The 26151-nt window shown below is 49.0% G+C and carries 24 protein-coding genes; 21 read left to right on the forward strand and 3 right to left on the reverse strand.

Going from position 1 to position 26151, the window contains the following annotated elements; translation table 11 throughout:
• Nucleotides 1-120: 120 nt before the first annotated feature.
• Nucleotides 121-861: an alpha/beta hydrolase gene (locus ACSR9A_RS17175; protein ID WP_473758597.1), complete on the reverse strand. Its 741-nt coding sequence runs from the start codon at nucleotides 859-861 to the stop codon at nucleotides 121-123.
• 311 nt (nucleotides 862-1172) lie between these two features.
• On the opposite strand from ACSR9A_RS17175, the gene pdhA reads away from it, so the two are divergent.
• The 10 genes from pdhA (at nucleotide 1173) to ACSR9A_RS17225 (ending at nucleotide 13476) form a co-directional block, all read left to right on the forward strand.
• Complete coding sequence (gene pdhA, locus ACSR9A_RS17180) at nucleotides 1173-2252, forward strand: pyruvate dehydrogenase (acetyl-transferring) E1 component subunit alpha (RefSeq protein WP_341277851.1); 1080 nt, start codon at nucleotides 1173-1175, stop codon at nucleotides 2250-2252.
• 30 nt (nucleotides 2253-2282) lie between these two features.
• Nucleotides 2283-3260, forward strand: a complete 978-nt coding sequence (locus ACSR9A_RS17185; protein WP_473758512.1) for an alpha-ketoacid dehydrogenase subunit beta — start codon at nucleotides 2283-2285, stop codon at nucleotides 3258-3260.
• 15 nt (nucleotides 3261-3275) lie between these two features.
• On the forward strand, nucleotides 3276-4598 hold the full coding sequence (locus tag ACSR9A_RS17190) for a dihydrolipoamide acetyltransferase family protein (protein WP_473758513.1): 1323 nt from the start codon (nucleotides 3276-3278) through the stop codon (nucleotides 4596-4598).
• A 3-nt stretch (nucleotides 4599-4601) separates the two neighbouring features.
• Nucleotides 4602-6017, forward strand: coding sequence for a dihydrolipoyl dehydrogenase (lpdA, locus tag ACSR9A_RS17195; protein ID WP_473758515.1), 1416 nt, complete (start codon nucleotides 4602-4604; stop codon nucleotides 6015-6017).
• Between the two features lie 219 nt (nucleotides 6018-6236).
• Nucleotides 6237-7202: a thymidylate synthase gene (locus tag ACSR9A_RS17200; protein WP_473758516.1), complete on the forward strand. Its 966-nt coding sequence runs from the start codon at nucleotides 6237-6239 to the stop codon at nucleotides 7200-7202.
• A gap of 16 nt (nucleotides 7203-7218) precedes the next feature.
• A complete protein-coding gene (locus ACSR9A_RS17205; protein ID WP_473758517.1) occupies nucleotides 7219-7710 on the forward strand; it encodes a dihydrofolate reductase in 492 nt (163 codons plus the stop codon).
• 274 nt (nucleotides 7711-7984) lie between these two features.
• Complete coding sequence (locus ACSR9A_RS17210) at nucleotides 7985-9472, forward strand: glutamate synthase subunit beta (RefSeq protein WP_341277845.1); 1488 nt, start codon at nucleotides 7985-7987, stop codon at nucleotides 9470-9472.
• An 84-nt stretch (nucleotides 9473-9556) separates the two neighbouring features.
• Nucleotides 9557-9877 (forward strand): hypothetical protein, encoded by a 321-nt coding sequence (locus ACSR9A_RS17215; protein ID WP_473758518.1) that lies wholly within the window; start codon nucleotides 9557-9559, stop codon nucleotides 9875-9877.
• Between the two features lie 50 nt (nucleotides 9878-9927).
• Complete coding sequence (locus tag ACSR9A_RS17220) at nucleotides 9928-11130, forward strand: hypothetical protein (protein ID WP_473758519.1); 1203 nt, start codon at nucleotides 9928-9930, stop codon at nucleotides 11128-11130.
• Between the two features lie 12 nt (nucleotides 11131-11142).
• The gene (locus tag ACSR9A_RS17225) at nucleotides 11143-13476 is read left to right on the forward strand and encodes a type IA DNA topoisomerase (RefSeq protein WP_473758521.1); all 2334 of its coding nucleotides are present in this window, start codon (nucleotides 11143-11145) and stop codon (nucleotides 13474-13476) included.
• A gap of 194 nt (nucleotides 13477-13670) precedes the next feature.
• Here the strand turns inward: ACSR9A_RS17225 and ACSR9A_RS17230 are convergent, their stop codons facing one another.
• Together ACSR9A_RS17230 and ACSR9A_RS17235 are read right to left on the reverse strand one after the other, a co-directional pair.
• Nucleotides 13671-14405, reverse strand: coding sequence for an HAD family hydrolase (locus ACSR9A_RS17230; RefSeq protein WP_341277841.1), 735 nt, complete (start codon nucleotides 14403-14405; stop codon nucleotides 13671-13673).
• A 154-nt stretch (nucleotides 14406-14559) separates the two neighbouring features.
• Nucleotides 14560-14784: a hypothetical protein gene (locus ACSR9A_RS17235; RefSeq protein WP_046232593.1), complete on the reverse strand. Its 225-nt coding sequence runs from the start codon at nucleotides 14782-14784 to the stop codon at nucleotides 14560-14562.
• A gap of 283 nt (nucleotides 14785-15067) precedes the next feature.
• On the opposite strand from ACSR9A_RS17235, the gene ACSR9A_RS17240 reads away from it, so the two are divergent.
• The 11 genes from ACSR9A_RS17240 (at nucleotide 15068) to ACSR9A_RS17290 (ending at nucleotide 26101) form a co-directional block, all read left to right on the forward strand.
• Nucleotides 15068-15793, forward strand: coding sequence for a phosphonate ABC transporter ATP-binding protein (locus tag ACSR9A_RS17240; RefSeq protein WP_473758523.1), 726 nt, complete (start codon nucleotides 15068-15070; stop codon nucleotides 15791-15793).
• The gene (locus ACSR9A_RS17245) at nucleotides 15790-16305 is read left to right on the forward strand and encodes a GNAT family N-acetyltransferase (RefSeq protein WP_473758524.1); all 516 of its coding nucleotides are present in this window, start codon (nucleotides 15790-15792) and stop codon (nucleotides 16303-16305) included. The genes ACSR9A_RS17240 and ACSR9A_RS17245 overlap by 4 nt, the downstream gene beginning before the upstream one ends.
• A 16-nt stretch (nucleotides 16306-16321) precedes the next feature.
• On the forward strand, nucleotides 16322-16933 hold the full coding sequence (locus ACSR9A_RS17250) for a DUF3298 and DUF4163 domain-containing protein (RefSeq protein ID WP_473758526.1): 612 nt from the start codon (nucleotides 16322-16324) through the stop codon (nucleotides 16931-16933).
• A 33-nt stretch (nucleotides 16934-16966) separates the two neighbouring features.
• Nucleotides 16967-17560 carry a response regulator gene (locus ACSR9A_RS17255; protein WP_473758527.1) on the forward strand — a complete coding sequence of 198 codons (594 nt, stop codon included), beginning with the start codon at nucleotides 16967-16969 and terminating at the stop codon, nucleotides 17558-17560.
• A gap of 121 nt (nucleotides 17561-17681) precedes the next feature.
• Nucleotides 17682-19316 carry an amino acid permease gene (locus ACSR9A_RS17260; protein WP_473758529.1) on the forward strand — a complete coding sequence of 545 codons (1635 nt, stop codon included), beginning with the start codon at nucleotides 17682-17684 and terminating at the stop codon, nucleotides 19314-19316.
• A 378-nt stretch (nucleotides 19317-19694) separates the two neighbouring features.
• Entirely contained in the window at nucleotides 19695-20717 is a 1023-nt protein-coding gene (locus tag ACSR9A_RS17265; RefSeq protein WP_473758531.1) for a phosphotransferase, read from the forward strand.
• An 18-nt stretch (nucleotides 20718-20735) separates the two neighbouring features.
• Nucleotides 20736-21659 (forward strand): polysaccharide deacetylase family protein, encoded by a 924-nt coding sequence (locus tag ACSR9A_RS17270; RefSeq protein ID WP_473758533.1) that lies wholly within the window; start codon nucleotides 20736-20738, stop codon nucleotides 21657-21659.
• A 39-nt stretch (nucleotides 21660-21698) separates the two neighbouring features.
• Nucleotides 21699-22658 carry an AAA family ATPase gene (locus tag ACSR9A_RS17275; protein ID WP_473758534.1) on the forward strand — a complete coding sequence of 320 codons (960 nt, stop codon included), beginning with the start codon at nucleotides 21699-21701 and terminating at the stop codon, nucleotides 22656-22658.
• 150 nt (nucleotides 22659-22808) lie between these two features.
• On the forward strand, nucleotides 22809-23783 hold the full coding sequence (locus ACSR9A_RS17280) for a DUF58 domain-containing protein (protein WP_473758536.1): 975 nt from the start codon (nucleotides 22809-22811) through the stop codon (nucleotides 23781-23783).
• The gene (locus ACSR9A_RS17285; RefSeq protein ID WP_473758538.1) at nucleotides 23780-25168 is read left to right on the forward strand and encodes a hypothetical protein; all 1389 of its coding nucleotides are present in this window, start codon (nucleotides 23780-23782) and stop codon (nucleotides 25166-25168) included. Before ACSR9A_RS17280 ends, ACSR9A_RS17285 begins: the two co-directional genes overlap by 4 nt.
• A gap of 264 nt (nucleotides 25169-25432) precedes the next feature.
• Nucleotides 25433-26101: a DNA alkylation repair protein gene (locus ACSR9A_RS17290; protein ID WP_473758540.1), complete on the forward strand. Its 669-nt coding sequence runs from the start codon at nucleotides 25433-25435 to the stop codon at nucleotides 26099-26101.
• The last annotated feature ends 50 nt before the right edge of the window (nucleotides 26102-26151 follow it).

The raw sequence follows: 26151 nt of genomic DNA on the forward strand, positions 1-26151 counted from the left end.
AGAAAGAATAGAAAAATCATGCTTTCCTATATTTTTAAATAAACAAACAAAAGCCTTGGCTTCCTCCTTGGGCGGGGGAAATCAAGGCTTTGTCTCATTTTGGAGGCAAGACTGCAGCGCTTATTGACGTTCAATAAAATACATTAATGCTTCCGGCAGCTCTTTCTGCCAAAAGCCCCATTGATGTTGGCCTTCTTTTTCCGCATAATAAAAAGGAGCTTGTCTTTCTTCAAGCAGCTTTTTGGCTTCACGGTTTAATTCGACAAAATTATGCACGCCTTTATCCGTTGTTTCATAAGCCGTTTCCTGCAGGCCGACAATCATGTAGAGCTCCAGCCAGGAAAGGTCATTCTGAGCAGCCATAATTTCAAGCGAGCGCTCGAAATAGGCGCCTGACAAGGAAAGCACGCGGCTAAACAGCTCCGGATAGGCTAGCGCAAGATGAAAGGAGATGGTGCCGCCAAGCGAATCGCCGGCAAGTACGCGATGCTCGGCCTCACGACGGACCGGATATTTTGCTTCTATATAGGGAAGCAGCTCCTCGCCGAAAAAGCGGACATAAGCCTCATGGCGGTCTCCGTCAGGAGCATATTCCGCTGTGCGGAATGTTTTATTCACATCGACGCCAACGATAATGAAGGGCTCCACGCCTTCATCCAAAATAATGCGGTTCGCCGTCGTCGCTATACGGCCGAAGTTGAAAAAATCTTCTCCGTCCTGGCAGTAGACGACGGGATAGCTCAGCAGCTCATTGTAGCCGGGCGGCAAATAGACGCGAAGCGAGCGCTGCCCATCTTGCAAATAGTTGCTTGCAACCGTTTCCCTGAGGACGGTGCGTTTCAAATAACGTTCATCTGTCATCATTTCTTCCTCCGTTGGTTGAATGGAATGGGAGCATGTGGGTAAACAATAGAGAGATGCCATAGTGATGCGGGTTCGGCAGCAGACAGAAAGGCTGTACAAGCTCCATAGTTTCAACATTGTATTATGCTGTTACATAACTTTTTAACAGCTGTTACATATACAATTTCTTAACAAAAAGGGCATAAGCGTTGAAAATACAACGTATTTTTTGCTTTTTGCTTTGACCATTTTTGTTAAACAGGTTTATAATAATTCTATAACAGAGTACAGTAATATTCAAATATTAATGATTGAGGTGAGCGTTCACAATGAGCAAAGTGCTTAGCAAACTGCCATATGAAGTTCAAACGGAGCCAGTTACACCATTGTCCGTCTTGTCGCTTGATGGTGAAGTTGTTAACCCGGATGAAATGCCGGAGCTTACGGACGACCAATTAAAAGAAATTATGTACCGTATGGTATTTACCCGTACATGGGATGATCGTGCCGTGAACTTGGGTCGTCAAGGCCGTCTGGGCTTCTACGCTCCAGTATCCGGTCAAGAGGCTGCTATGATTGGTAGCGAATACGCTTTGAATAAAGATGACTTCATCTGTCCGGGCTACCGCGATATTCCGCAGCTCGTATGGCATGGTCTTCCGCTGTACCAAGCGTTCCTGTATTCCAGAGGACATCAGCATGGCGGACAAATCCCTGAGGATGTGCACGTTCTAATGCCGCAAATCATCATTGGCGCGCAAATTTTGCACGCGACTGGTGTTGCCATGGCTTTCAAGAAAAAGAATGAAAAACGCGTTGCAATTACGTACACAGGCGATGGCGGTTCTTCCGAAGGCGATTTCTACGAAGGCATGAACTTCGCAGGCGCGTTCAAGCTTCCGGTTATTTATGTTGTACAAAACAATGGTTATGCGATTACAACTCCTTATGCTAAACAAACAGCTGCACTTTCTGTTGCGCACAAAGCGCTTGCTGCTGGTATCAAAGGCGTACAGGTTGATGGCATGGACGTACTTGCTGTTATTAAAGCAGTTAGAGATGCTGCTGAGCGCGGCCGCAACGGCGAAGGCGCTACGCTGATCGAACTTCTTACTTACCGTTATCGTGCGCATTCCATGGCAGATGATACGACAAAATATCGCACCAAAGATGAGGAAGCGGAGTGGGCTCCTAAAGATCCACTCATTCGTTTCGGCAAATATTTGGAAAGCAAAGGTCTCTGGTCGGAAGAGGATACAGCTCGCGTGAAGGAAGAAGCGAAAGCTACAGTTAACGAGCAAATCAAGAAAGCAGAAGCTGTTGAGAAAATGACGGTTGAAGGCTTGATCGACTCGATGTTCGAAACAACGCCGCAGCACCTCGAAGAGCAAAAAGCTGATTTCCAATAATAGCCTTTAACGAAGGAGGAACTATAGATCATGGCTCAAATGAACATGAAAGAAGCGATCCGTGACGCAATGCGCGTTGAACTTAAACGGGATCCCAATGTATTACTTTTTGGCGAGGATGTTGGTAAAGTCGGCGGCGTGTTCCGTGCGACCGAAGGCCTTCAAGCTGAATTTGGCGAAGACCGCGTATTTGATACGCCGCTTGCGGAGTCCGCTATCGGCGGTTTGGCAGTGGGTATGGGTATTCAAGGCTTCCGCCCAATTGCTGAAATCCAATTCGTAGGTTTCATCTATGAAGCGATGGACCAAATGTTTATTCAAGCGGCTCGTATGCGTTACCGTTCCGGCGGACGTTACAACTCGCCAATCGTATTCCGTACGCCTTTCGGCGGCGGCGTGAAAGCAGCTGAGCTGCACACAGATTCCCTGGAAGGTCTTGCAGTACAGACACCGGGTATCAAAGTTGTTATTCCATCCAATCCTTACGATGCAAAAGGTCTGCTTATCTCGGCTATTCGCGATAATGACCCTGTATTTTTCATGGAGCATTTGAACCTTTATCATGCTTTCCGTGCAGAAGTGCCAGAAGGCGAATATACGGTTGAAATCGGTAAAGCAAATGTCGTTCGTGAAGGCAGCGACGTTACCATTATTGCTTACGGCTTGATGGTTCACACGGCTGTTAAAGCGGCTGACGAGCTTGAGAAACAAGGAATCAAGGCTGAAGTTATCGACCTTCGTTCCCTTGTGCCTCTCGATATCGATACCATTGTCGCTTCTATCCAAAAAACGAACCGTGCAATTGTCGTTCAAGAAGCACAAAAAACTTCCGGCGTTGCCGCTGAAGTAATCGCTCAAATCAATGAAAAAGCAATTCTGCACTTGGAAGCTCCGGTGCTTCGGGTTGCAGGTCCGGATACCGTTTATCCGTTTGCGCAAGTTGAGGATGCATGGCTTCCATCGGTAGCCCGCATTTCTGCAGCTGTCCAAAAAGTACTGGATTTCTAAAGGAGGATACACGCGGTGGCTAAATTCGAATATCGTTTCCCTGAGCTTGGCGAAGGCTTGCATGAAGGCGAAATCATTAAAGTGCACATTAAAGCCGGCGACAAAGTAACAGATGATGACATTATTATGGAAGTGCAAAATGACAAGGCGATTGTTGAAGTGCCTTGTCCAGTTAACGGTACAGTGCTTGAAGTTTTGGTTAAAGACGGCCAAGTTTGCCATGTAGGCGAAGTAGTCGCTTTGATCGATGCTGAAGGCGAAGTGCCTGAGCAAGCTGCTCCTGCAGCTGAAGAGCCTAAGAAGGAAGAAGCAGCTCCGGCCCCTGCTCCAGAAGCGGCAAAAGCTTCTCCTGCAGTAGAAGCAGCTAAAGAAGCTCCTAAAGCTACAAATGCTTCTGTGCTTGCTACACCAAGCGTTCGCAAGTTCGCTCGCGAGCAAAATGTTGATTTGACACAAGTAAGCGGCACTGGCAAAAACGGCCGTATTACGCGTGAAGATGTTACAGGCTTTGACGGTTCTGCTCCTGCGGCGTCCGAGCAAGCATCGGCTCCTGCTGAGCAGCAAGACAACGCAGCTGTAGCTGCGAAAGGTGCTGGCGAAGCGAAAGCAGCTCCAGTTGCTGCTGGTACAGCTTACCGTCCGGAAGAGCGCTTGCCATTCAAAGGCATTCGCAAAATTATTGCGGGCGCCATGTCCAAATCCGTTTATACAGCTCCGCATGTAACGATCATGGATGAAGTGGACGTTACTGAGCTTGTTGCACTTCGTGCGAAATACAAGCCTTATGCAGAGAAGAAAGGCGCTAAGCTTACGTATTTGCCATTCATCGTGAAGGCGCTCGTAGCTGCTGCCCGTGAATTCCCAATTATGAATGCGACGCTTGACGAAGCTAATCAAGAAATCGTTTTGCGCAAATATTACAATATCGGTATCGCAACAGATACAGACAACGGCTTGATCGTTCCTGTTATTGAAGATGCGGATCGCAAAAACATTTGGAAAGTGGCTGACTCGATTCGTGATCTGGCTGTTCGTGGACGCGACGGCAAGCTTTCGGCTAACGAGCTGAGAGGCAGCACGATTACCATTTCCAATATCGGTTCGGCAGGCGGTATGTTCTTTACACCGGTTATCAACTTCCCTGAAGTTGCAATCCTCGGTACTGGACGTATTTCCGAAAAAGCAATCGTACGCAACGGGGAGATCGTGGCTGCTCCTGTAATGGCTCTGTCACTGAGCTTCGACCACCGTCTAATCGATGGCGCAACCGCTCAAAACTTTATGAACTACATTAAACAGTTGCTGGGCAACCCAGAACTGTTCATTATGGAGGTATAAACGATGGTTGTTGGAGATGCTTCATTAGATATCGATACTTTAGTCATTGGTGCAGGTCCTGGTGGTTACGTAGCGGCAATCCGCGCTGCGCAATTGGGACAAAGCGTGCTTTGTGTAGATAAGGAATATGTAGGCGGTGTGTGCTTGAACGTGGGCTGTATCCCGTCCAAAGCTTTGATTTCCGCTTCCCATCAGTATGAGTCCATCAGCCACGCAGACGCTTTCGGTATTACAGCTAGCGATGTGAAGGTTGACTGGAGTAAAGTACAGGAGTTCAAAAGCGGCATTGTCAAGAAATTGACTGGCGGCGTAGGCTCCTTGCTTAAAGCGAACAAAGTACAGTTTTTCAGTGGTGAAGTGATGTTCATCAATGAAAACGAAGCGCGTGTATTCAACGATCAAGAAGCTCCACGCTACCGTTTCAAAAACTGTATTATTGCTACAGGCTCCCGTCCAATTGAGCTGAAAGCATTCCCGTATGGCAAGCGTATTATCTCCTCTACAGGAGCTTTGTCGCTGCCTGAGCTGCCGAAAAGCGTTATCGTAATCGGTGGCGGCTATATCGGTATTGAGCTTGGTCAAATGTTCTCGAAATTCGGTACGAAAGTAACGGTTATCGAGGGCGGAGACAGCATACTGCCGGGCTTTGATAAAGACATGTCTTCTCTTGTCGTTAAGAAGCTTAAAGGTACGAAAGTGGATATCGTAACAGGAGCTCTTGCACAAAGTGCTGAGCAAACGGATAACGATGTAACACTGACATACAAAGTTGGCGACAAAGAAGAAAAAGTAACGGCGGACTACTTGCTGGTTACGGTTGGCCGTCGTCCTAACACAGATGGCGATCTTGGTCTTGAGCTGGCTAACATTACAGTTGGCGAGCGCGGTCTGATTGAAGTTGACGATCAATGCCGTACTAGCAACAAAAACGTTTATGCAATCGGCGATATTATTGCTGGTCCTGCACTTGCTCACAAAGCAATGTATGAAGGACGCGTTGCGGCAGAGGCGATTTCCGGCCTGCCTAGCGTGATTGATTATAAATGTGTTCCTGCTGTCTGCTTCTCCGATCCAGAATGCGCAAGCGTTGGCTACACGGAGAAGGATGCAAAAGACAAAGGGTATAATGTTAAAGTGGGCAAATTCCCATTTGCTATCAACGGACGCGCAATGTCGCTTAATGCGGCTGAAGGCTTCGTTAAGCTTGTTGCGGATGCAGACAGCGGTCTTGTGCTCGGCGCACATATCGTTGGTATGGAAGCTTCCAATATGATTGCTGAGCTTGGTCTTGCAATTGAAATGGGCGCTACGCTTGAGGATATCGCTCTTACTATCCATGCGCATCCAACGCTGGGTGAGATCGTGCTTGACGCTGCAGAAGTAGCGCTTGGTCACCCGATCCACACGGTTCTTAAGTAATTAATTGTTTTGCTTTAATAAAATAGCAGCTGCTGTATTTGCGGCGGCTAGAGAAGAGGTCCCGCGGCTGCTGAAGCCCGCGGGGCTTTTTTAATGAAAAGTTAATAATTATGTGCTTGGGTGAGAATTTATACAGAATTAGCATTGGCAACTATTTTAAATGATTGATTATAATGATATAATACAAATCTATATGTCCAAAATAGGAGTTGTAAGTGAATGAGTGTTCATACTAGTGAGAACGAATACTTGCAGCTGCTGCGCAGCGTTCTGGAACGCGGCACGGTCAAAGAAGATCGTACCGGAACGGGAACGATTTCCACGTTTGGTTACCAGATGCGCTTCAACTTAAACGAAGGCTTTCCGCTCATTACGACGAAGCGCGTGCCGTTTAAGCTGGTTGTCAGCGAGCTGTTGTGGTTTATAAAAGGCGATACGAATATTCGTTACCTGCTCCAGCACAATAATAATATATGGAATGAATGGGCTTTTAAGAAGTGGATTGAGAGCTCTGACTATACAGGCCCAGACATGACGGGCTTTGGCCTGCGCTCGCAAAGTGATGAAGCTTTTAATGTGCTTTATTTGGAACAAATGGAGCTGTTCAAGCAGCAAATTTTGCAGAATGATGCTTTTGCGGAAAAGTACGGCGAGCTGGGCAATGTATATGGCAAACAGTGGCGCGACTGGAAAACCTCGCAAGGCGAATCCATTGATCAACTGAAGGATGTTATTCATACGATTAAGACTAATCCCGATTCCCGCAGAATGATTGTTTCCGCATGGAACCCAGAGGATGTTCCTAGAAATATGGCTCTACCGCCTTGCCATACGATGTTTCAATTTTACGTATCAGAGGGCAAGCTTTCTTGCCAGCTGTATCAGCGCAGTGGAGATATATTTCTCGGAATTCCTTTTAATATTGCCAGCTATGCCTTGCTCACACTGCTTATTGCCCATGAATGCGGCTTGCAGCCAGGAGAATTTGTGCATACGCTTGGTGATGCGCATATTTATTCTAACCATATGGAGCAGATTAAGACGCAGCTTGCCCGCGAGCCTCACGAGCTTCCACAAGTACGGATTAATCCAGCCGTAAGCTCATTATTTGATGTGGAAGTGGATGATATTGTACTGGAAGACTACCAGCCTCATCCTTCAATCAAAGCGCCTGTAGCCGTATAGAAGGGATGGATACACGATGTCGATTACATTAATAGCAGCGATGGACCGCAACAGAACGATTGGAATCGGCAATAAGCTGCCATGGCGGCTTCCAGCGGAGATGGCGCTGTTCACGAAGCACACGCTTGGCAAAACCGTTGTAATGGGCCGTAAAACGTTTGAATCGCTGCCTAAGCCGCTGAAGGACCGCCATAACGTCGTCTTAACAAGGCAGTCTGATTTTGCCTCTGAAGGCTGTGAGACGGTTCATTCGATTGAGGAGGTTTTGTCGCGTTTCGGTGCGGAGGAGATTATGGTTATAGGCGGAACGGAAATTTATACGCAATTTCTACCGATTGCAGACAAGCTTCACCTGACAGCTGTGGATGTGGAAGTAGCGGGAGGCGACGCTTTTTTTCCTGCGTTCAATGAGGCGGACTGGGAATTGGTGGAATCCATCCCTCATCCCAAGGATGAACGCAATTTGCATGATTTTACATGGCAAACTTTTACACGTAAAAACCGTTAATCGGCTTTTTTCGCGAGGGCACAGAGGGCAAATATGACATCGGAAGCGCATTTATTTGAGTCGACTGGTAGAAACGTACGAACATTATGTTATAAAGTGCAAATGATTGTACGGATAATCCATTAACGATGGCAGGTAAGAGTGTTAGGATTTTGTAAAATGGCTCGCGAAAATTGAAAATGTTTGTTATTGAATAATTGCTGAATTCCCGATATAGTTTGTTAGAGAAGCCTTACAACGGTTGACGGGAATAACGGATGGAGGAAAAGCGTTCATGTCTACACCTACTGGTTTTATGGAATATCAACGAGAGCTCCCAGCCGATCGCGATCCGATTGAGCGGATTAAAGATTGGGAAGAATTTCATAAGCATTTGTCCGATGAACAGCTTCGTACCCAAGGTTCGCGCTGTATGGACTGTGGAACGCCTTACTGTCATTCGGGAATGGAGCTAGCTGGCTCAACGTCGGGTTGTCCGATTAACAACCTCATTCCCGAGTGGAACAATTTGATTTATCGCGGTTTATGGCGTGAAGCGCTGGATCGTTTGCACAAAACGAACAATTTTCCTGAATTTACGGGACGGATTTGCCCGGCTCCATGTGAAGGCTCCTGTACGGTTGGCCTGATTGGTGATGCGGTTACGATTAAGACGATTGAGCAAGCGATTATTGACCGCGGCTTTGACGAAGGCTGGGTTGTTCCACAGCCTCCGAAAGTGCGTACAGGCAAACGTGTAGCGGTTGTCGGTTCGGGCCCAGCGGGTCTTGCGTGCGCAGCGCAGCTTAACAAAGCGGGACATCTTGTAACGGTGTACGAGCGTGCGGACCGCATTGGCGGACTTCTCACTTACGGTATTCCTACAGTCAAGCTTGACAAGAAGGTTGTTCAGCGTCGTGTAGACTTGATGGCGGAGGAAGGCATAAACTTCGTTGTAAACACAGAGATCGGTAAAGATGTATCGGCTGATGAGCTGCAAGGTCAGTTTGATGCAATCGTATTGTGCGGCGGCGCTACGAAAGCGCGCCCGGTAGATATTGAAGGCCATGAGCTTGAAGGCGTTCATATGGCGATGGATTATTTGAACGGTACAATTAAGAGCTACCTGGATTCCAATCTGGAAGATGGCAACTACATTTCAGCGAAAGACAAAAATGTCATTGTTATCGGCGGCGGCGATACTGGAACAGACTGCGTGGCAACCGCGCTTCGTCATGGCTGTAAATCAGTTACGCAATTCGGTACGCACGCTAAGGCTCCACTGGTACGCGATAGTATCAACAATCCTTGGCCGCAGTTCCCGAACGTCTATACGCTTGATTATGCACACGAAGAGGCAAAAGCGCTGTTCGGCGAAGACCCGCGTGCTTTCTCCGTACTGACGAAGAAATTTGTTGGCGAAAATGGCAAGCTGACTGAGCTTCATACGGTACAGATTGAACGTACGGTTGATCCGGAAACGGGACGCAGAATTTATACAGAAATCGAAGGCTCCGAGCAAGTATGGCCAGCTGATCTTGTATTTATCGCAGTCGGCTTTGAAGGCCCTGAAAATACGTTGATTGATGCTTTTGGCCTAGAGCAGGACCGTCGTACGAATGTGAAGGCGCCTTATGGCAAATATACGACGAATGCAGAGAAAATATTCGCAGCTGGCGATATGCGTCGTGGTCAAAGCTTGGTTGTATGGGCGATTAATGAAGGTCGCGAAGCGGCTCGTGAAGTGGATAAGTTCCTGATGGGAGCTTCCTTGCTTCCCTAAATTAATGGTATGATAAATGGAATACAAGCTTATGAGGAGCGCCTTCGGGCGCTTTTCTTGTCGATAGGAGGAAATTTAAGCGTTATGATTAAATATGGTCTGGATACGGTAACGGAGCTAAAGTTTGAGAAAATCGTGGCGAGCATGGAGCGGCGCAATGATCAATGGGTGGATATTGAGCTGTTGTTTGAGCTTTCGGAGGAAACCCCTGCGCCCGACGATCTCATTGACTTCAGCGGACTGGTCATATGTACGCCGGAGGGCAGTATTGCTCAAATGGTGCCGCTGGACGAAGATTGTGACTGTGAATATCAATTTACTGCATTTGAGAAGGAACAAATTACAGCCTTTATTTTGCAGGAGCAAAATCAGCTGAGAATTAGGCAGCTCCCCTCCCCAATATAAGGAAAGTTGTGGTAAAATCAGTGTGAGATGACGTGAAGGAGCGATTCGTCATGCATGCTGAAGAAGCTTATGTGTTATCCCCGGCAGATGTCAGCAATATTCGAAAATATGTCCAGCACAAATATGGAGCGCTACCACAGGAAAAGAAAACCGAAATGATTGCCGATGCGGTGAATCGCATTATACATAAGCAGCTTCCGTCTTTTGACGAGTCGATTAAGCGCCAGGTGACGGCGCAGCTTATTCGAACGGCAGTACTGGAGCAGAAGCGCCCCGTACGTGCAGATGATATTTTTGCAGCTTGTTTATTATTGCTTGATGACCGAGAGCAGGATATGGAGCAGCCGATGCATCAATGGGTGGAGAAGCAGCTGCAAAGCGTCGTCGAGATCGAGCGCTATCGGCAGGCGATGGACAAGCTGCGTAGTTCTATAGAGCAAGCGGACATGAGCGCGCTCCCTTTGCCAAGTGCAAGTCTAACGGTGAACGAGAGCTGGCTTCAGTTGAAAAATGATTTGCAGCCGGCTGACGATGAGCCACTGGCTGAAGATCTGCTTAGAGCGGGAGCGGCCGGCTCCCCCGGCTTGGCTGACGTCATACCACTGCCATTGCCGCTTGCAGCACCTCAGAACGCGCCAGTCCCTCATAAACGGCGCAATCACGTTATTGTGTACGGATTGCTCAGTATACTGCTTGTGAGCGTTACGCTGCTGTATGGAGAGTCTCTGACGCGTACGTTAAGAGGGGCGCAGCCGGAACCTTTAATCCTTGCTCCCAATGAACCTGTGGAGATTGTAGAGCTGGATGGTTTGCCGCAAGAGCTGCGTTATGTAGAAATTGATAAGAAGAGGCTGACGGAGTATTTGAAAGGAAAGTCGTCTATACTTGCCAGAAAGCCTTATTTAGATGCAATTATTGCCCAGGCGAAATTATTTGATATACATCCGCTGCTGCTTTTTGCTATAACTGGACAGGAGCAGGCTTTTGTACCTACTACGAACAAACAGGCGAAGGAAATTGCGAATAATCCATTCAATGTGTTTCACAGCTGGAAGGAATATAATACGACGATTAGCGATTCCGCTGAAATTGCGTCGCGAACGATTGTGAATTTAAGCAAGGGACGGCCAGAAGGAATGGATCCCTTCACATGGATTAACCGAAAATATGCGGAAGACCCTAACTGGTCGAACGGCGTTCGGTCGATATTTGCTTCCATGAAGCAATATGTGGAGACAACAAGCAAGAAGTAAAGAGGCGATTTGTTGAAGACATTAATTATTGCGGAGAAACCGGATATGGGCAGGACGATTGCTGCCGTGCTTGAGCCAAAGGCAGCGAATCGCCGAACGTATTTGGAAGGCGACCGTTATATTATTACATGGGCTATTGGGCATCTGGTTTCACTCGCTGAGCCTGACCAATACGACGCGCGCTACAAACGGTGGAATGATCAGGACTTGCCGATTATTCCACAGGTGTTCAAGCTGTGGCCGAATCCGCGAACGAAGGATCAGCTTAAGACGATTGGCGAGCTAGCCAAGCGATGCGGCAGACTTGTTAACGCATGCGATGCCGGGCGCGAAGGCCAGCTTATTTTTCACCTAATCAGACAATATTTGAAGCTGGCGCAGCCCACGGATCGGTTATGGATATCGGATTTGACAGCGGAGACCATTCGCCGCGGTTTTGACTCGCTGCGCAGTGATGACGAATATGAGCCGCTTACAAAAGCAGCACGTGCCCGCAGCGAAGCCGATTGGCTGATCGGCATGAATGCTTCTCGCGCTTTTACGATTCGTCATAAAGCCTTGCTTTCTGTGGGCCGTGTACAAACGCCGGTTCTGGCGCTGCTGTATGATCGCCATAAGGAAATTACGGCGTTTCAATCGGAAACTTATTTTGTCGTTAAGGCGGCGTTTGATCAGTCCGGATTTGGCTATTCTGGTATTTGGCAGGGGGAGCGTCTGACTGATAAAGCGAAGGCGGAGGCGCTGGCTGCAAAGACAGCAAATAAGCCTGCGAAAGTGGAAGATTACCAGGTGGCGGAAAGCAAGGAGTATCCGTTCAGGCTTTATGACCTGACGCTGCTGCAGCGGGAAGCCAATGGCAAGCATGGCTATTCGGCCAAGAAGACGCTCGATATTGCTCAAGCGCTCTACGAGAAGCATAAGGTGATTACGTACCCGCGGACCAACTCCAACTATGTAACCGAGGAGAACATTCCGGTCATGGGCAATGTATTAACGATGCTTCAGGGCACTAGCGGCTATGGCGAGCTTGCGAAGGGAGCGGACCGTTCTCGTGTTCACAAAGGGAACAAAGCGGTGTGTAATCCATCCAAAGTCGAAGATCACCATGCCATTATGCCTACACCGAAGCGTGCTTCTGGCCTCAGCCAGGAGGAGCAAAACGTCTACGACATGATTGTCAGACGTTTTCTATCGCATTATTATCCGCCTGCTGTATACAAAAACCACACGGTCCTAACGGTCGTCGAAGGCGAAACCTTCCGCACAAAGGCGAAAGAACAGCTGGAGCCCGGCTGGAAAGTGGTGCTGCCACAGCAGGATTCAACTGCGGCTAAACCAGCTAAGCGAGGCAAAGCCAAGGATGATAAGGAAGCCGATGATGAGGAAATGATGACCGATAAGCCATTTAAGCTGGACCCGCATGGAGCGGTTCATTGCAGCAGCGTTGAGGCGATGGAAAAAATGACTCAGCCGCCCAAGTCCTTTACAGAGGGCACGCTGCTCAAAGCTATGGAAGGCGCAGGAAAGTCCATGGAGGATGATGAGCTGCGGGAAGCGATGAAGGACACCGGGCTTGGCACGCCTGCGACACGGGCAGCGACAATCGAGCGGCTGAAGCATGTTGGCTATATCCAGCTGGCAGGAAAGAAGCTGGATATTACGTCCAAAGGGCTCGCTGCGATTGAGCTTATCCGGAATGCAGGAGTTGAGCTGCTCGCTTCGCCAGAAATGACGGGACGCTGGGAGCAGCGGCTGCACCAAATTTCCAAAGGCGAAGCTTCGGATGATCGTTTTATTGCACAGGTGAAGCAATTCGCAGCAGTCATCGTCGATAAGGTTCGTCAGCAGCGTCCTGCCGCGCCTGGGACGTTCGAGGATACCTCTGCGAAAGGGAAGAAGGCAGCAGGCTCGACGAAAGGCGGAGGCCGTACAAGCAACTCACGCTCGTCAGAAGCGAAAGCAGGCACGAAGTCGCCTGCCGGATTTAGCAAGAGCAGGAACTCCACACGGTCAGTCGGTAGCGAAGCGGCGAAGCCGCCCAAGCAAGCAGCGGCTTCTGCGGCTTCAAGAGGGCCGCTAGCTGCCTGCCCGAGGCAGGGCTGCAATGGCAGTATTATTGAAGGCAAGCGTGGTTATGGCTGCAGCAGCTTTCGCGAGGGCTGTTCTTTTGTTATTTGGAAGGAGCAGCAGGGGAAGAAGATTACGCTACCGATGCTGCAATCCCTGCTGGAGAAAGGGGCAACCAGCCAGCTCACCTTTAAGCAGTCTGATGGAAACAGCTTGAAGGGCAGGCTTGTATTGACCGACCGTGACAAAGGGACGCTCACGATTCGGCCGGCTGACTAGTTACCTGACTTTCGTACCCTAGTTGATTGAGCATTTTTCGATTTGATCAAGCGTTACCGAACATCGCAGCAAAATAAGCCGCCGAACCAACAAATCTGCTGGTCGGGCGGCTTATTTCATCTCGAAACGGTATCTTTGCCGCTAGAGGACGGCGACAGCCGTGTACACTTGAGATTAATCTTGTATTTCTTTAACTAGCGATTAATATATCCATAGATGGCTTCCGGCACTTCGACTAAATCATTCAAAGTGAAAAAGGCCCCTTTAGGCTCAACTTCAATATTGACGACATTATATTGCCATTCGGTATCCTTGCGCATATGAATGGCGTGGATGCCGGCAGTCAAGGCAGGCACAACATCCGTACGAATGGAGTTGCCAATCATCCAAGTGCGAGCGCGATCCAGCGCGGTTTCCGCTAAAATATGCTCTAATGCCTCATTGGTTTTATGTTGACGGATATAGATGCGGTTATTAAAATATTTGCTCAGATTGAGCTGATCGATTTTGCGGGTTTGAATCAACTGCTCGCCACCTGTATAGAGATGAAGCTCATGCCCCTGATTCGCTAAGGAGTAAAGAGTCTCCTCCATATTTGGATAGGGCTCAGTATCATGCTCGTATACGCTAAGCCCAAGCTTCCATAGAAAGTCCTGCTCAACAGTAGAGCGCTTCCGACCTGTAACGTCGGAGAAATAGGCGTAGCTGTCAACGAAGGATTGGGGAAAATGCTCGCTCTTGAAACCAAGCACAGCAATTCCGGCGATATCAATTTCTGTTTGTTTATCCCTTACAGCATTTGCAGTAACGTCTTCATATCCAGCAAACCAGGTCGTCATCGCATCAACAAATTGACTAATGACCAAATAGAAATATTTATTACAATGGATTAATGTATCGTCGAGGTCAAACATAATATGTTGCTTCATAAAAAGCACGGCTCCTTTAGCGCAAAATAGACGGTGTATGAAATCAATCTACAGTATCGGGAGCCTTACGTCAACGCAGCAAACCCGTTTTCACAACAGTAAATTAGGAAAATTAAGGATAAACAATAGGACAGCCGGACATTTTCATGAAAAATCAAGCATATTTAAGCTGCGACACCAGCAGCGTTGTCTTAATAAAAGCGATGCGGCGGCGGATATAGAAATCCAAGCTGTCGCCCCGCAAGTCATTCGGAGAGATCACCTCCTCAGAGCTGTTATCAATAATCGTCAACTCTCCGTTTGCATAAAACTTAAAAGTTAAATCCCGACGTGGCCAATTTTTCTCAACGTAACGAAAATTTTCGCAAGTGCTCTTCATGGTGATCCTGCCTCCCTTATTAGATGTTTAAAAAATAGTCAATAGGAACTTTTGTTCTTGTTTTTATTATAGCAAACATTTGTTCGTGTGGAAACTGTTTTTTGTTTCCCGTAAACTAGATTTATATAAATGAGCATTTTGCATAAATCCCCTGAGCGACTTTCAATGTACAATATTTAGAGCGAAGCGGTTCTATCGGTCTAAAGATTGCACCTCGGAGCGACCCGAATCGAATTATACAAAATGCTGAAAATATGATGCGTGAAACAAAGGGGCGCGGAAAATGATAAGAATTTCGAATTTGACGAAGGTAATTCCCGGAGGGCCGAAAGTGCTCGACGATATACATTTGGATGTGGAAGATGGAGAATTTATCGCCATTAAGGGAGCGAGCGGAAGCGGCAAGTCGATGCTGCTTAAATGCTTGGCGCTGCAGGAAAAATGGACGCGGGGAACTTACAAGCTGGATGGAACGGACGTACTAAAGCAAGGTCTTACCGGTAGATTTAAAGTTCGCCGTGAGGTGGCTTATTTGGAGGAGAAGCCTGCTTTGTATCCGAGCAAGACGGGACTGAAAAATGTGGTTATCGGATCGGTGACCCAGACGCCGGCTTGGCGGCGATGGACCGGCATGGTGCGCGGCGACGATTATATGGGCGCTATGGATACGATAGAGAAGCTTGGCCTACTCGATAAAGCACATCTGAAGGCGGAGAAGATGAGCGGGGGAGAACGCCAGCGCATCGCCGTTGCCCGTGCGCTCGTGCACGGAGCGAAAATCATTTTGGCGGACGAGCCGGTATCCGGACTTGACCCGCACACGGCTGACCAGGTGCTCGCGGATTTAAAACGGCTTTGCACAGAGCAGCGCGTTACGGTTATTGCCGTGCTGCATCAAGGGGATTATGCGGAACGTTTCGCGGACCGCATTATTGGGCTCAATAATGGCAAGCTTGTCATCGACATTAGAGGCAGGCGCTTGACCGAACGGGAGAAAATGCTGCTATGAGCGAAGTAAAGCTGAGATTGATTCAGCAGCATGAGCTTTTACAGGCGCTGGAGCTTGAGCAGCGCTGTTACTCACCTGAGGCCGCGGCGACTGGAGCGGGATTTCAGTACCGTTTTCAGGAGTATCCTTCGTATTTCTGGTCCGCCTGGTCAGAGGATGGAGAACTGCTTGGCATAGCCAATGGGATTCGAACGGAGCAGGAAAGCTGCGGTGATGAGATGAAGGGAAGTCACCAAGGCGAATACGCAGGAGACAACTTTTGCATACTGACTATTGCTGTAGCTCCGGCGTTCAGGCGCAGGGGAATTGCTGCAAAACTGCTGGACAAGCTGATCCAGGCATGCGAAAATGAAAGGCTGAAAGCGATTATACTAATGTGCGAGCCGCCTCTTATTTCTTTTTATGAACAGGCGAAATTTACATACGTAGGCAAGGCTTCTTCCACACATGGAGGAATTGAGTGGCATGAGATGAGGCGTAATCTGCATACAATGGAACATTCTAGCGAATAGGCAGGTGTAGCCCGATATGGCGTTCCAATCTCCTGTAATCGTTCAGTCTGTCCGCAGTACGTCTCCAAAGGTCGAACTGTGGCTGCCTCATATTAGCGGGGGATCCAATGAGGCAGCGGATAGTCAAATCAATGGGATCATTCACTCAGCAGCGCAGCATCTCATAGCCGAGCAAGGTACGCTTGAAGACCCGCATGCGGAGATGCAAGGATATTTTGAGCTCAAAAACAACCAGAAGGATGTGCTCAGCCTGTCTTTGTTCAACTATGCTTATACGGGCGGAGCGCATGGACTGACGCTGCAGCAGTCGCTTACCTTCAAGCTGACAACGGGACGTTCTTATGCGCTTGCTGAGCTGTTTAAGCCCGGCAGCAATTATATCGTCAAGCTGTCTGCGCTGGTCACCGCTCAAATCAGGTCACGAGATATTAGCACGCTGTCGCCGTTCAAAGCCATAAGGCCGGATCAGGACTTTTATATTGCGGACCGGACGCTGGTGCTTTATTTTGCCCTCTATGAGCTGACGCCTTACGCTTTTGGTTTTCCGTATTTCCCTATCTCCGTCTATGACATTGAGGATATGATTAATGAAAATGGCCCGCTCGGACCAATGGTCGTCAATTATTGATATGTGCAACTTTGCAGCAGGAGAGAAGACAGCATGATGTATATTATTTTATTATGCGCTGTATTTGTCACGACGATCGCTTTCGTTGTTTATTTGCAGTATGTGAAAAAGGACAAGGGGCCGAGCCTTTCCGCGCCCCCCGTTCGGCGACAGTCTTCAAGCTTGCAGCTGGGTCCAGTAAAGAAAAGCTTTCCTGGCAAGCAAGGCATCGGGCGCAGCCAGCAGGAGCTCAAAGCTTTGGCTGGCAGCGCGGATGCAGCAAAGATAGCGGAAGGCAAAAAGCTGCTTATAGTTGACGACCAGCCGCTTATTCGGCTCATGCTGGCAGAGCTGTTTCAGAAGGCGGGATTTACCGTGTACGAAGCTGCGGATGGGATGAGCGCGCTTGAGAAATTCGAGCGTCATGGTGCAGACTGCATTTTGCTTGATTTTATGCTGCCTGATATGGACGGATTGGACGTGCTGTGCGCGATTCGCAAAAGCGATGCGAGCGTTAAAGTATTGCTTATTACCGCCTACGGAGAGCCTGAAAAAATGGAGGCTGCGGCTGAGCTGGGTATTACCGAGTGGATAGAAAAACCGTTTGACACCGACCAATTGTTGAATCGGGTGCTCGCGCTAGTATAGGGTGCCTGCTTTTGCCTAATAGTTAATGTCATAAATAATTAATGCCATGATTTATTTTGCTTGATTGCTGGCATAAGCCCTTCCGCCCTTACATATAATGCTTAACGATGGGGGTGGTGGGATGATTGCGCTCGTAATCGGGCTAGCTTTATTTTTCGCTGTATGTGCGGCTGCATTAGCTGGGGCTGTGAAGGCGCAGCAAAGTATCAAATCTTCAAGCCATCAGAGCATGACGGCTTATGCCACCTATATTCAAATGCAGCAGGATAAGCATGATTTGAATCTGTTTGGGCTTGCCCAGCAGCTTAGACGCAAATTTGGAGCGGCTGCTTCATTCGGACTATCCTTCAACACGATGGGGCTGTGTGCAGCAGCTTTGTTGTTTCTCGCGCCTGCCCTGCAGCAGGGAGGGCCCATTGTCGTCGGCATCGGCATTCCGCTTGCTGCGTTGTTTGCCTTAATGGTAAGTGCATCGCTTGCTGAGTTGTCATCTGCTATTCCGACCGCCGGTGGCGTCTATCACTGGTCCTCCGCATTAGGAGGACGTGTATGGGGCTGGCATGCGGGCTGGTTTCATATGGCTGGTTACATGGGTCTCCTGCTGCTGACCAATCTGCTATGCGCCTCCTTGCTGGATGGCCTGCTTGCGGGCTGGCTAGGTTATATGCCTTCCATATGGACGAAAGCCATTATTGCCTTGGCAATGGTGATCACGCAGGCCGCTTTACACAGCCGGGGCGTCCGCCTGTTGGCTGTTCTGCTGCGCAGCGGACTGTGGCTGCAGCTTATCGCTGCAATCGCTGCAATCGGCATTCTAATGGCGCTGTATTGGCCGGGTGCTTTTTCGCCAGAGCTGTTATTTACGCTTCCTGCCTATAACGGAGAGGGGAAGGGGCAGTCCACCATTGGCATGCTTGCGGGCTTTCTGCTTCTGCAAAAGCTGTTTCTCGGCATGGACAGCGCTGCCCAAGGTGCCGAGGAGACATCCGATCCCCGCATTCGCGTGCCATGGGCGATCTATTTATCGACGGCTTACACGTTTATTATTGGCTTTGTGCTGCTGGCTGTGCTGACTCTTGTATGGCCTGGCTTCTCAAATGGAGGCATACCGACTGGCGGGAGCGTGTGGTTTGCGGGCAGTTTGCTGGATGCTATAAGCCGATCCCCGCTCGTGTCACTGCTCCTAGTCGTACTGCTCTATTCGAGCAGCAGCAGCGTCCTGATCGCTTGCTCGCGATTGCTGTACAGCCTGACGCGCGATAAGGCGCTGCCTTTCAGCAAGCAGCTGTCAGGCGTTCACTCTGCAACTCAATCACCCAGGAAATGCGTCTGGCTCGCTGCCGTTTTGTTTTTCTTTATCCTCGTGACATCCTGTTTGCTTATTCCAGAGCAGCTGCTGACGGCTGTCGTCCCCAGCTTCACACTGATTTGCCTATACACGGCGTATGCAATACCGATAGCGTTAGCGCTGCACGCAGGCAAGAAGCACAAGCTGCTCATAGATGCGCCTTGGCATCTCGGAAGGTGGAGCCCTGCTGTGAATATAACGGCACTGGTCTGGCTGCTGCTTAGCGTTGTGCTGGCGGCGATCGTGCTTGGCAAGGAGGGCATCATGGGAGCGGGTGCGGTGCTGCTTGTGTCGGCAGTGCTAGATATACGGTACCGAAGACGTCATCTAGAGACGCTGCAAAGCCGCCTGAATAAAACTCACGGAGAAATTATTAGAATTGAGCGAAAATTCGAACTAACGGAATAAGGAGCCAGTATGGGAAATAGAGAGGTGGAAATGAGCCGTCTATTTCCCGGGGAAGCGCACAATCCAACATGTTTAAAATGATTTCGACAGCAGGCTAACGATTGCCTAATAAAGCTTAAAACCCGAGATAGCGTGTCTGCCCACAACAGATGGAGGGGGCAAAATCAGTGGAAACTAGATATGGCAAAATGAAGGCGCTCAGAAGCGATAAAGCAGTATCTAGCTGTTACAAAATGTGTCGAAGCTTGCCTGTAAAAGGGCACTTCAATTAAGGGGAAATAGCGAATCTCATCGGCTGATTTCCGATTTTTTGCCAACTTCTGCTCCCAGCAAGTATAATAAAGGCAGTAACTGGTAGCTTAGGGGAGGACAAAACCATTGAGTCAGCATGATTTTTCAACATTTTTGGACCAATATGAGCTTGGCGCACGATGGGAAATAGCTGCCGGAGATAGCGGCATGAACAATACAACACGGATCGTGCAGGCGGGAAATAACCGCTATGTGCTGCGAGTTTACAACAATCATCAGAATAAGTCGACCGTTTTGCTGGAGCACGAGGTGTTATTTGGGCTGTTGGGGCAAAAAAATCGCCATTTTGACGTTCCGATGCCTGTAGCGAACCGCGCAGGGCAGACCGTAACGGAGGCGCAAGGCGGAAAGCTGGCGACATTATGCCATTTCATTGAAGGAAAGCGGCCTTCCGTCGAAAATATTTCCCACATTAGAGGACTCGGAACCGCTGCGGCTGCCTTATGCAAAGGATTAAGCGTCATTAAGCCACAGGGGGAGCCTATTTATGATCCCTATTACAAGCTGGAGCAATCTTATGAGGCCATAAGCATCCCAGCTATGCGTGATATTGCTGGCGAAGCTGGGCTGCTGCCGGAATTTGAGGAGCAAATCACTTGCTTGCAGCAGGAACGAGAAAGCTTGCGTAGCTACCTGAAAAGCATAGCCGAGCTTCCCCATCAATGGATTCATGGCGATTTGAATTTCAGCAATTCCGTTGCAAGTGGGGATGCTGTAGTCGGCTTGCTGGATTTTGAATTTTGTACCGTCGATGTAAGGGCAATGGAGCTCGCAGTCGTGATTGTGGATTTAATTGACTGGGCAGATGAAGGGCAGCTTGCGCGTATCACCTTGTTTTGTGAAGGCTTTGGGGCGGAATTGCGGCTGACAGAGGAGGAGGCCAACGCCATTCCGCTGCTGCTGAAGCTGCGGATGCTTGATGTGACGCTGCATTTTATGACACGCTGGCGAGAGCAGCTTGACGAAGCGGCGGTATTGCAGAAAATTGTAATCCAAGCGGCAAATATTGTGAAATGGACAGGCAGCAATGAACTGCGTTTGAAAGCGCTATTTCAGGAGCTGCTTGCTGGTGTTGGTCGACCACAATAATTTGGAGGAGTGGGGCTCATGAGTGTTGCAGCCGCATTAGGATACAGCAGCGATGAAAGACTGCTCATTGTTAATGCTGATGATTATGGCTTATGTGGTTCAGTCAATAAAGCGGTGGAGCAGCTGTTGGAAGAGCGCGCAGTAAGCTCGGCAACGATTATGATGCCGTGCCCCGCAGCACGGGAAGCGGCGAGGTGGAGCGCACTACATCAGGAGCACGATGTTGGCGTTCATTTCACGTTTACAAGCGAGTGGGATAATTATCGCTGGGGGCCCGTAAGCAAGCCCGAGAATGTTCCTTCTTTGCTCGTAGAGGGCGGATATTTCCCGAAAGATAGCCGCACGTTCGAGCTGCAGGCCGACTCCGAGCAGGTTGAGCGAGAGCTGGTTGCCCAGATAGAGCTTGCCCTGCAATTAGGGATCAAGCCGAGCCATGCCGACAATCATATGGGCAGCTTGTATGGTCTTGCGACAGGCAAGCATTTTTTACCTATTGTATTCGACGTGTGCGCCAAATATGGCTTGCCTTTTCGCCTTCCGCGTCATTTGCTTGGTGATCGTGCACAAACAGCCTCTCCAGAGCTTGCTGAGCAGGCGAAGCAGCTCGGAATGCTGGCGGATTCCAAAGGCGTCATCATACTGGACTACTTAGTCGCCTTGCCATTTCAACTGCAGGCAGGGGAGACGTATGTGTCGTTCAAAGAGGCGATGAAACAGCAGCTGCGCAGCCTTAAGCCGGGTTTGACAGAGCTTATTATTCATCCGTCGCTCGTAACCGATGAGCTGTTTTCCTTCCATGGCCAGCCTGAGAAACGCGGGCTTGAGTTCCAGTTGTTCCGTGATCGAGAGATTGTGCAGGTACTGCATGGCGAGGGCATTCGGCTCGTTCGCTGGTCGGATCTGCAGCGGGTGCAGCGCGAGCGCTGTGGCTGGGGCCAATAGAACATCTTAATTTTATAGTTAAAAAAAGGAGCTGCTAATATGTCTTACCAATCCATTGCTGCATTATCTGAACAACTGAGAAGCAATATTGGCCGCGTTATCGTAGGGAAAGAGCATATAGCCGATTTATTGTTTATCGCATTAATTACCGGCGGCCATGTGCTGCTGGAGGATGTGCCCGGAACGGGCAAAACGCTGCTGGCCAAATCGCTGGCGAAGTCGCTCAGCCTGACCTTTCGGCGTGTGCAGTTTACGCCGGATTTAATGCCGTCAGATTTGACGGGCATTCATTTTTACAATCAGAAGCAGGGCGACTTTGAGTTCCGGCCCGGCCCTTTATTTACGAATATGCTGCTGGCTGATGAGATTAACCGCGCCACTCCGCGCACGCAGTCCAGCCTGCTCGAATGTATGGAGGAGCGGCAAATTAGTCTCGAGGGCGAGACGATGCCGCTTGCGCGGCCGTTCATGGTTATGGCGACGCAAAATCCCGTCGAGCATCAAGGAACGTTTCCGCTGCCGGAAGCGCAGCTGGACCGTTTTTTATTCAAGATTAAAATGGGCTATCCCACAACGGATGAGGCGCTGCAAATTTTGAAGCGCTTTAAAGAACAGGACCCCCTGGAGCAGCTTGCACCTATTGCAGGGGCAGACGAAATTGCTGAAGCTCAGCAGCTGTATTCCTCCGTACGCGTATCGGATGATGTGCTGCTTTATATGTTGAAGCTTGTAGAGCAGACACGGAGCAGAGAAGAAGTGCAGACGGGCGTAAGCCCTCGCGGCAGCCAGGCGCTGCTGAGAGCCTCGCAGGTGCAGGCGATTTTGCGGGGAAGAGATTTTGTAACGCCGGATGATGTTAAAGCGATGGCGCAGCCCGTGCTGGCCCATCGTCTCGCGCTTCGTGGACTGCAGCGTACACAAGGCAGCGCAGATAAAATTATCGAAGATATTATTAGGCGAACCGAGGTTCCTGCCGAGGCAGGGCTTCTCGCTAAATAGGCTAGTTAATAGACGATGCTTGTCTTTTCTTTTATTATCGCTGCAATCATTATTGTTGTGCTTCAGGCTAAAATTTTTCGCAGATTTGCTCTGCGGAGCATTAGCTACTCTAGGCGGTTTAGTCAATCAACCTGTTTTAGTGGTGATCGTATGGAATTGGTGGAGCAATTGTCAAATGGCAAGTGGCTGCCAGTTCCTTGGCTTCGCGTCGAATCTCAATTATCCTCTCAGCTCATCTTTCGCTCGCAGGACAATCTTGCGGTGAGCAGCGGCGAGCATTACCAGAATCATAAAAGCTTTTTCAGCCTTATGCCTTATACAAAAATTACTCGCACGCATTCGTTCGTCAGCGCCAGGCGCGGGGTGTACAAGCTTCGCTCGGTTGCCCTGACCGGCGGCGATTTGCTGGGCATTCAGCATGATATGAAGCAAATGATGATTGAAGGCGAGCTGCTTGTATATCCGCTCCCTGCAAAGGTACCGTTGGATGAGCTGCCCTCCCATAGCTGGCAGGGCGAGACGTCGGTGCGGCGATGGATTGTGGAAGATCCATTCGTTGTCGTAGGCGCAAGAGATTATCGTCCAAGCGACTCCTTCAAGGCGGTCAACTGGAAAGCGACTGCTCGGGCAGGCAAGCTGCAGGTTCATCAATATGATTATACAGCTGACCGGAAGCTGATGATTTATTTAAATGTAGAGGATCATGAGGGCATGTGGCGTACGATTACGGATGAAGCATTAATCGAACGGGGCATTGAATGGGCAGCAGGAGCAGCGGAGGCTATTACGGCGAGCGGCATGGAAGTCGGCTTTGCTGCCAATATGCCGCTGCAAGGCGAGCTTGAAAGTGCCATGCTGCTGCCCCGCAGCGGACATGACCAGTGGCTGGCGATACTGGAGCTGCTCGCGAAGCTGTCGCTGATCCGGACGGAGCTGTTCAGCGATCTGCTGCAAAGGGAGAGCGAGCGCGGTGTAAGTGGCTGCGATGTGCTCATTATTTCAGCATATTGGAATGAAACGCTGGAGCTTGCTGCCCAGGAGCTGCGTTTTGGCGGCAACTCCGTCTCGATTTGGCTATTAGCAGGGCAGGCTAGCGAACAGCTGGAGGCAGGTGGCGTATCATGAACAAAACGCTTAGCGGAAAAATCGCAGGAATAGCTGTAGGGAAAGGCTTGCTGGAGCTGTTGTTTTTTCTGCCTTTCGTTTTGCCGTTCGGTGCTTATGCGCTCTCAGGCGGCCTTCTTATCGTATGGCTGATCAGCTTGCCATTATGCTATGGCGCTGGCTCGCTGCTGCTTGCCATTTCAGAGAAGCTGATTAACAGCAATCGCGCAATAAGACTATGCCTTGCCTTGCTGATTGGCATTTTGCTTTCTGATGGTTTGCTTGCCGTATGTGGGGCAATTGCAACGGTACCAGGAGCAAGCTGGCAAGCTTGGTGGCCAGCGCTTGCTATTTTCGGCAGCATCGCTGCTTATCGGGGAATGAATGAACGGCTGCACAGCTGGCCGATTATGTTTACCGGCAGCACGATGATGATAGGCATTTTCGGCTATTTAGCGCTGCAACTGGCTCAATTTTGGCTCATTCCGCTTCAGCAATACTCGATTTGGATGACAGCGGGCGGGATCACAGCGTTGCTTGTTTATTTTTTCATGGTGAATGAGCGGCTGATGCAGCGCGAGACGGATCAGACGGGGCAGCATCGCCCAATCTCAGCCTCTATAGAAGCCTTCAAACGTCAAAATAGATGGATGCTTGCTCTGCTGCTGCTTCCTATCATTGCAATCGGCTTCATCAGGCAAATTACGCAGGGAATAGAATGGGCAGTGCGTTCTCTCGTTCAGCTGCTTCTGTCATTAATGACGGGACGCGAGGCGGAGACGCCTGCTTCACAGCAGCCGGAAGCATCGCCGCCCGCTTTTCCGCCTGTGGAGCAAAAAGATCCTGCCCCTTGGCTCGTTTGGATAGAAAACGTATTGAAAGTCGTTATTATAATCATCGTTATTGCTGCGATAGGACTAGCTGTTTATTGGCTGCTGCGAGTCGTGTATCGCCTCTCCAAAGCCTTTCTCGCCAAGATGGCAGAGCGCTCTGCTGAAAGGCTGGGAGGCGAGCAAGGCTACACGGATGAGGTTGAAAGTTTAATGACCTTAAATAAATGGCAGGATGGCTGGCGGCTGCGCAGAAAAAGCAAAAGGGGAGAGCAGGCTGTGAAGTGGGAGGAGCTCACGGGAACGAGGGAGCGAATCCGCTATTTATACAGCCGCTGGGTGAAGCGCAGCATAATCAAGGGGTATGTGTTTCAGGCTCATTTGACACCTAGGGAAACGGTCGAAGAGCTCGTCAAATGGCAGGAGACTGCGAAGGGCACAGAAATGGACAGCTACAGCGAAATAGAAAGACAGCAGCTCATTAAGCTGTATGAGGAGGCGCGCTATAAGGAGGAGGATTCGCAGGAAGAAGCGGTAAACGCCTTGTATGCGCGCCAGAAGAAACGCGGTAAATAGTTCAAAATAGCCTGGTCGGAGAATGGTCCGGTCAGGCTGTTTTGAATGGGTGTTCAAGAAAAACAAATGACTAGACTGTGAACGGCATTAAGATGGTAGTTTAGTTGAAGATGCGATTGGGTGAAGCGTATCACAAGTAGGGAGAAATGAATCACACCTTGCACAATTGTATGCAATAACACTTATAACGAAATTAAGTTATTGATATATCGCCCCAAGGACATATTATGAAACAGTGCTTTAATAAAGGAGTTGTGGTGTCAAATGGATAGGAATAAAAGTACAGGAATGAAATACTCTTCAAAAGCAGAAAACATTCTACCACAGATCAATAGTAAAACTAAGCTAGGCGACTTACGAAAAATCGCGAAGGACATTAAAAAAGATCACGAACTAGCTATGGAACTTTGGTCAACCGAAGAGTTTTTACCCAGACTATTAGCAATCTTAATTATGGATAAAAAACTGCTTTCAAAAGAAGTGCTAAATAAGCTTGATAAGGATATGCAGACTCACACCTTTGATGAGCGAAATAACTTAATGGATTGGTTAATGGCTAATCAGCTCTCCAAAGACAAGAAGACAATTGCATTGATGGAGTCATGGGAAAATAGCCCTTCTGCTCTTCAAAGGCGAGCTTTCTGGTATTATCAAGCGCGATTGAGATGGGTTGGACAAACACCGCCTGATAACACCGTAGACTTACTTTCTACATTAGAAGCTAATATTACGCAGGAAGAACCGGAAGTTCAATGGGCAATGAATTTCACCGCAGGCTGGATAGGCGTTTATGATCAAAAGTATCGAGCACGTTGTATTAAACTTGGTGAGAAAACGAGTCTTTATAAAGATGAAATGGTATCAAAGGGCTGTACTCCCAATTATTTGCCGGAGTTCATTGCAATTGAAGTTAACAAACGAAATAAAAATTAGTTACCCCTGAAAAACTTCATTAGTGTTTGATGTAAAAATAAAGGAATTGA

It is taken from the genome of Paenibacillus sp. R-74696 (genome assembly GCF_055814915.1).

Bases quoted from the DNA above. Each gene is read 5' to 3' on its own strand.
- ACSR9A_RS17230 (WP_341277841.1), bottom strand. From the start codon at position 14,405: ATGAAGCAACATATTATGTTTGACCTCGACGATACATTAATCCATTGT.
- ACSR9A_RS17200 (WP_473758516.1), top strand. From the start codon at position 6,237: ATGAGTGTTCATACTAGTGAGAACGAATACTTGCAGCTGCTGCGCAGC.
- ACSR9A_RS17280 (WP_473758536.1), top strand. From the start codon at position 22,809: ATGGAATTGGTGGAGCAATTGTCAAATGGCAAGTGGCTGCCAGTTCCT.
- ACSR9A_RS17250 (WP_473758526.1), top strand. From the start codon at position 16,322: ATGGCGTTCCAATCTCCTGTAATCGTTCAGTCTGTCCGCAGTACGTCT.
- ACSR9A_RS17175 (WP_473758597.1), bottom strand. From the start codon at position 861: ATGACAGATGAACGTTATTTGAAACGCACCGTCCTCAGGGAAACGGTT.
- ACSR9A_RS17285 (WP_473758538.1), top strand. From the start codon at position 23,780: ATGAACAAAACGCTTAGCGGAAAAATCGCAGGAATAGCTGTAGGGAAA.
- ACSR9A_RS17205 (WP_473758517.1), top strand. From the start codon at position 7,219: ATGTCGATTACATTAATAGCAGCGATGGACCGCAACAGAACGATTGGA.
- ACSR9A_RS17220 (WP_473758519.1), top strand. From the start codon at position 9,928: ATGCATGCTGAAGAAGCTTATGTGTTATCCCCGGCAGATGTCAGCAAT.
- ACSR9A_RS17275 (WP_473758534.1), top strand. From the start codon at position 21,699: ATGTCTTACCAATCCATTGCTGCATTATCTGAACAACTGAGAAGCAAT.
- ACSR9A_RS17235 (WP_046232593.1), bottom strand. From the start codon at position 14,784: ATGAAGAGCACTTGCGAAAATTTTCGTTACGTTGAGAAAAATTGGCCA.
- ACSR9A_RS17270 (WP_473758533.1), top strand. From the start codon at position 20,736: ATGAGTGTTGCAGCCGCATTAGGATACAGCAGCGATGAAAGACTGCTC.
- ACSR9A_RS17245 (WP_473758524.1), top strand. From the start codon at position 15,790: ATGAGCGAAGTAAAGCTGAGATTGATTCAGCAGCATGAGCTTTTACAG.
- ACSR9A_RS17240 (WP_473758523.1), top strand. From the start codon at position 15,068: ATGATAAGAATTTCGAATTTGACGAAGGTAATTCCCGGAGGGCCGAAA.
- ACSR9A_RS17290 (WP_473758540.1), top strand. From the start codon at position 25,433: ATGGATAGGAATAAAAGTACAGGAATGAAATACTCTTCAAAAGCAGAA.
- ACSR9A_RS17260 (WP_473758529.1), top strand. From the start codon at position 17,682: ATGATTGCGCTCGTAATCGGGCTAGCTTTATTTTTCGCTGTATGTGCG.
- pdhA (WP_341277851.1), top strand. From the start codon at position 1,173: ATGAGCAAAGTGCTTAGCAAACTGCCATATGAAGTTCAAACGGAGCCA.
- lpdA (WP_473758515.1), top strand. From the start codon at position 4,602: ATGGTTGTTGGAGATGCTTCATTAGATATCGATACTTTAGTCATTGGT.
- ACSR9A_RS17215 (WP_473758518.1), top strand. From the start codon at position 9,557: ATGATTAAATATGGTCTGGATACGGTAACGGAGCTAAAGTTTGAGAAA.
- ACSR9A_RS17255 (WP_473758527.1), top strand. From the start codon at position 16,967: ATGATGTATATTATTTTATTATGCGCTGTATTTGTCACGACGATCGCT.
- ACSR9A_RS17210 (WP_341277845.1), top strand. From the start codon at position 7,985: ATGTCTACACCTACTGGTTTTATGGAATATCAACGAGAGCTCCCAGCC.
- ACSR9A_RS17185 (WP_473758512.1), top strand. From the start codon at position 2,283: ATGGCTCAAATGAACATGAAAGAAGCGATCCGTGACGCAATGCGCGTT.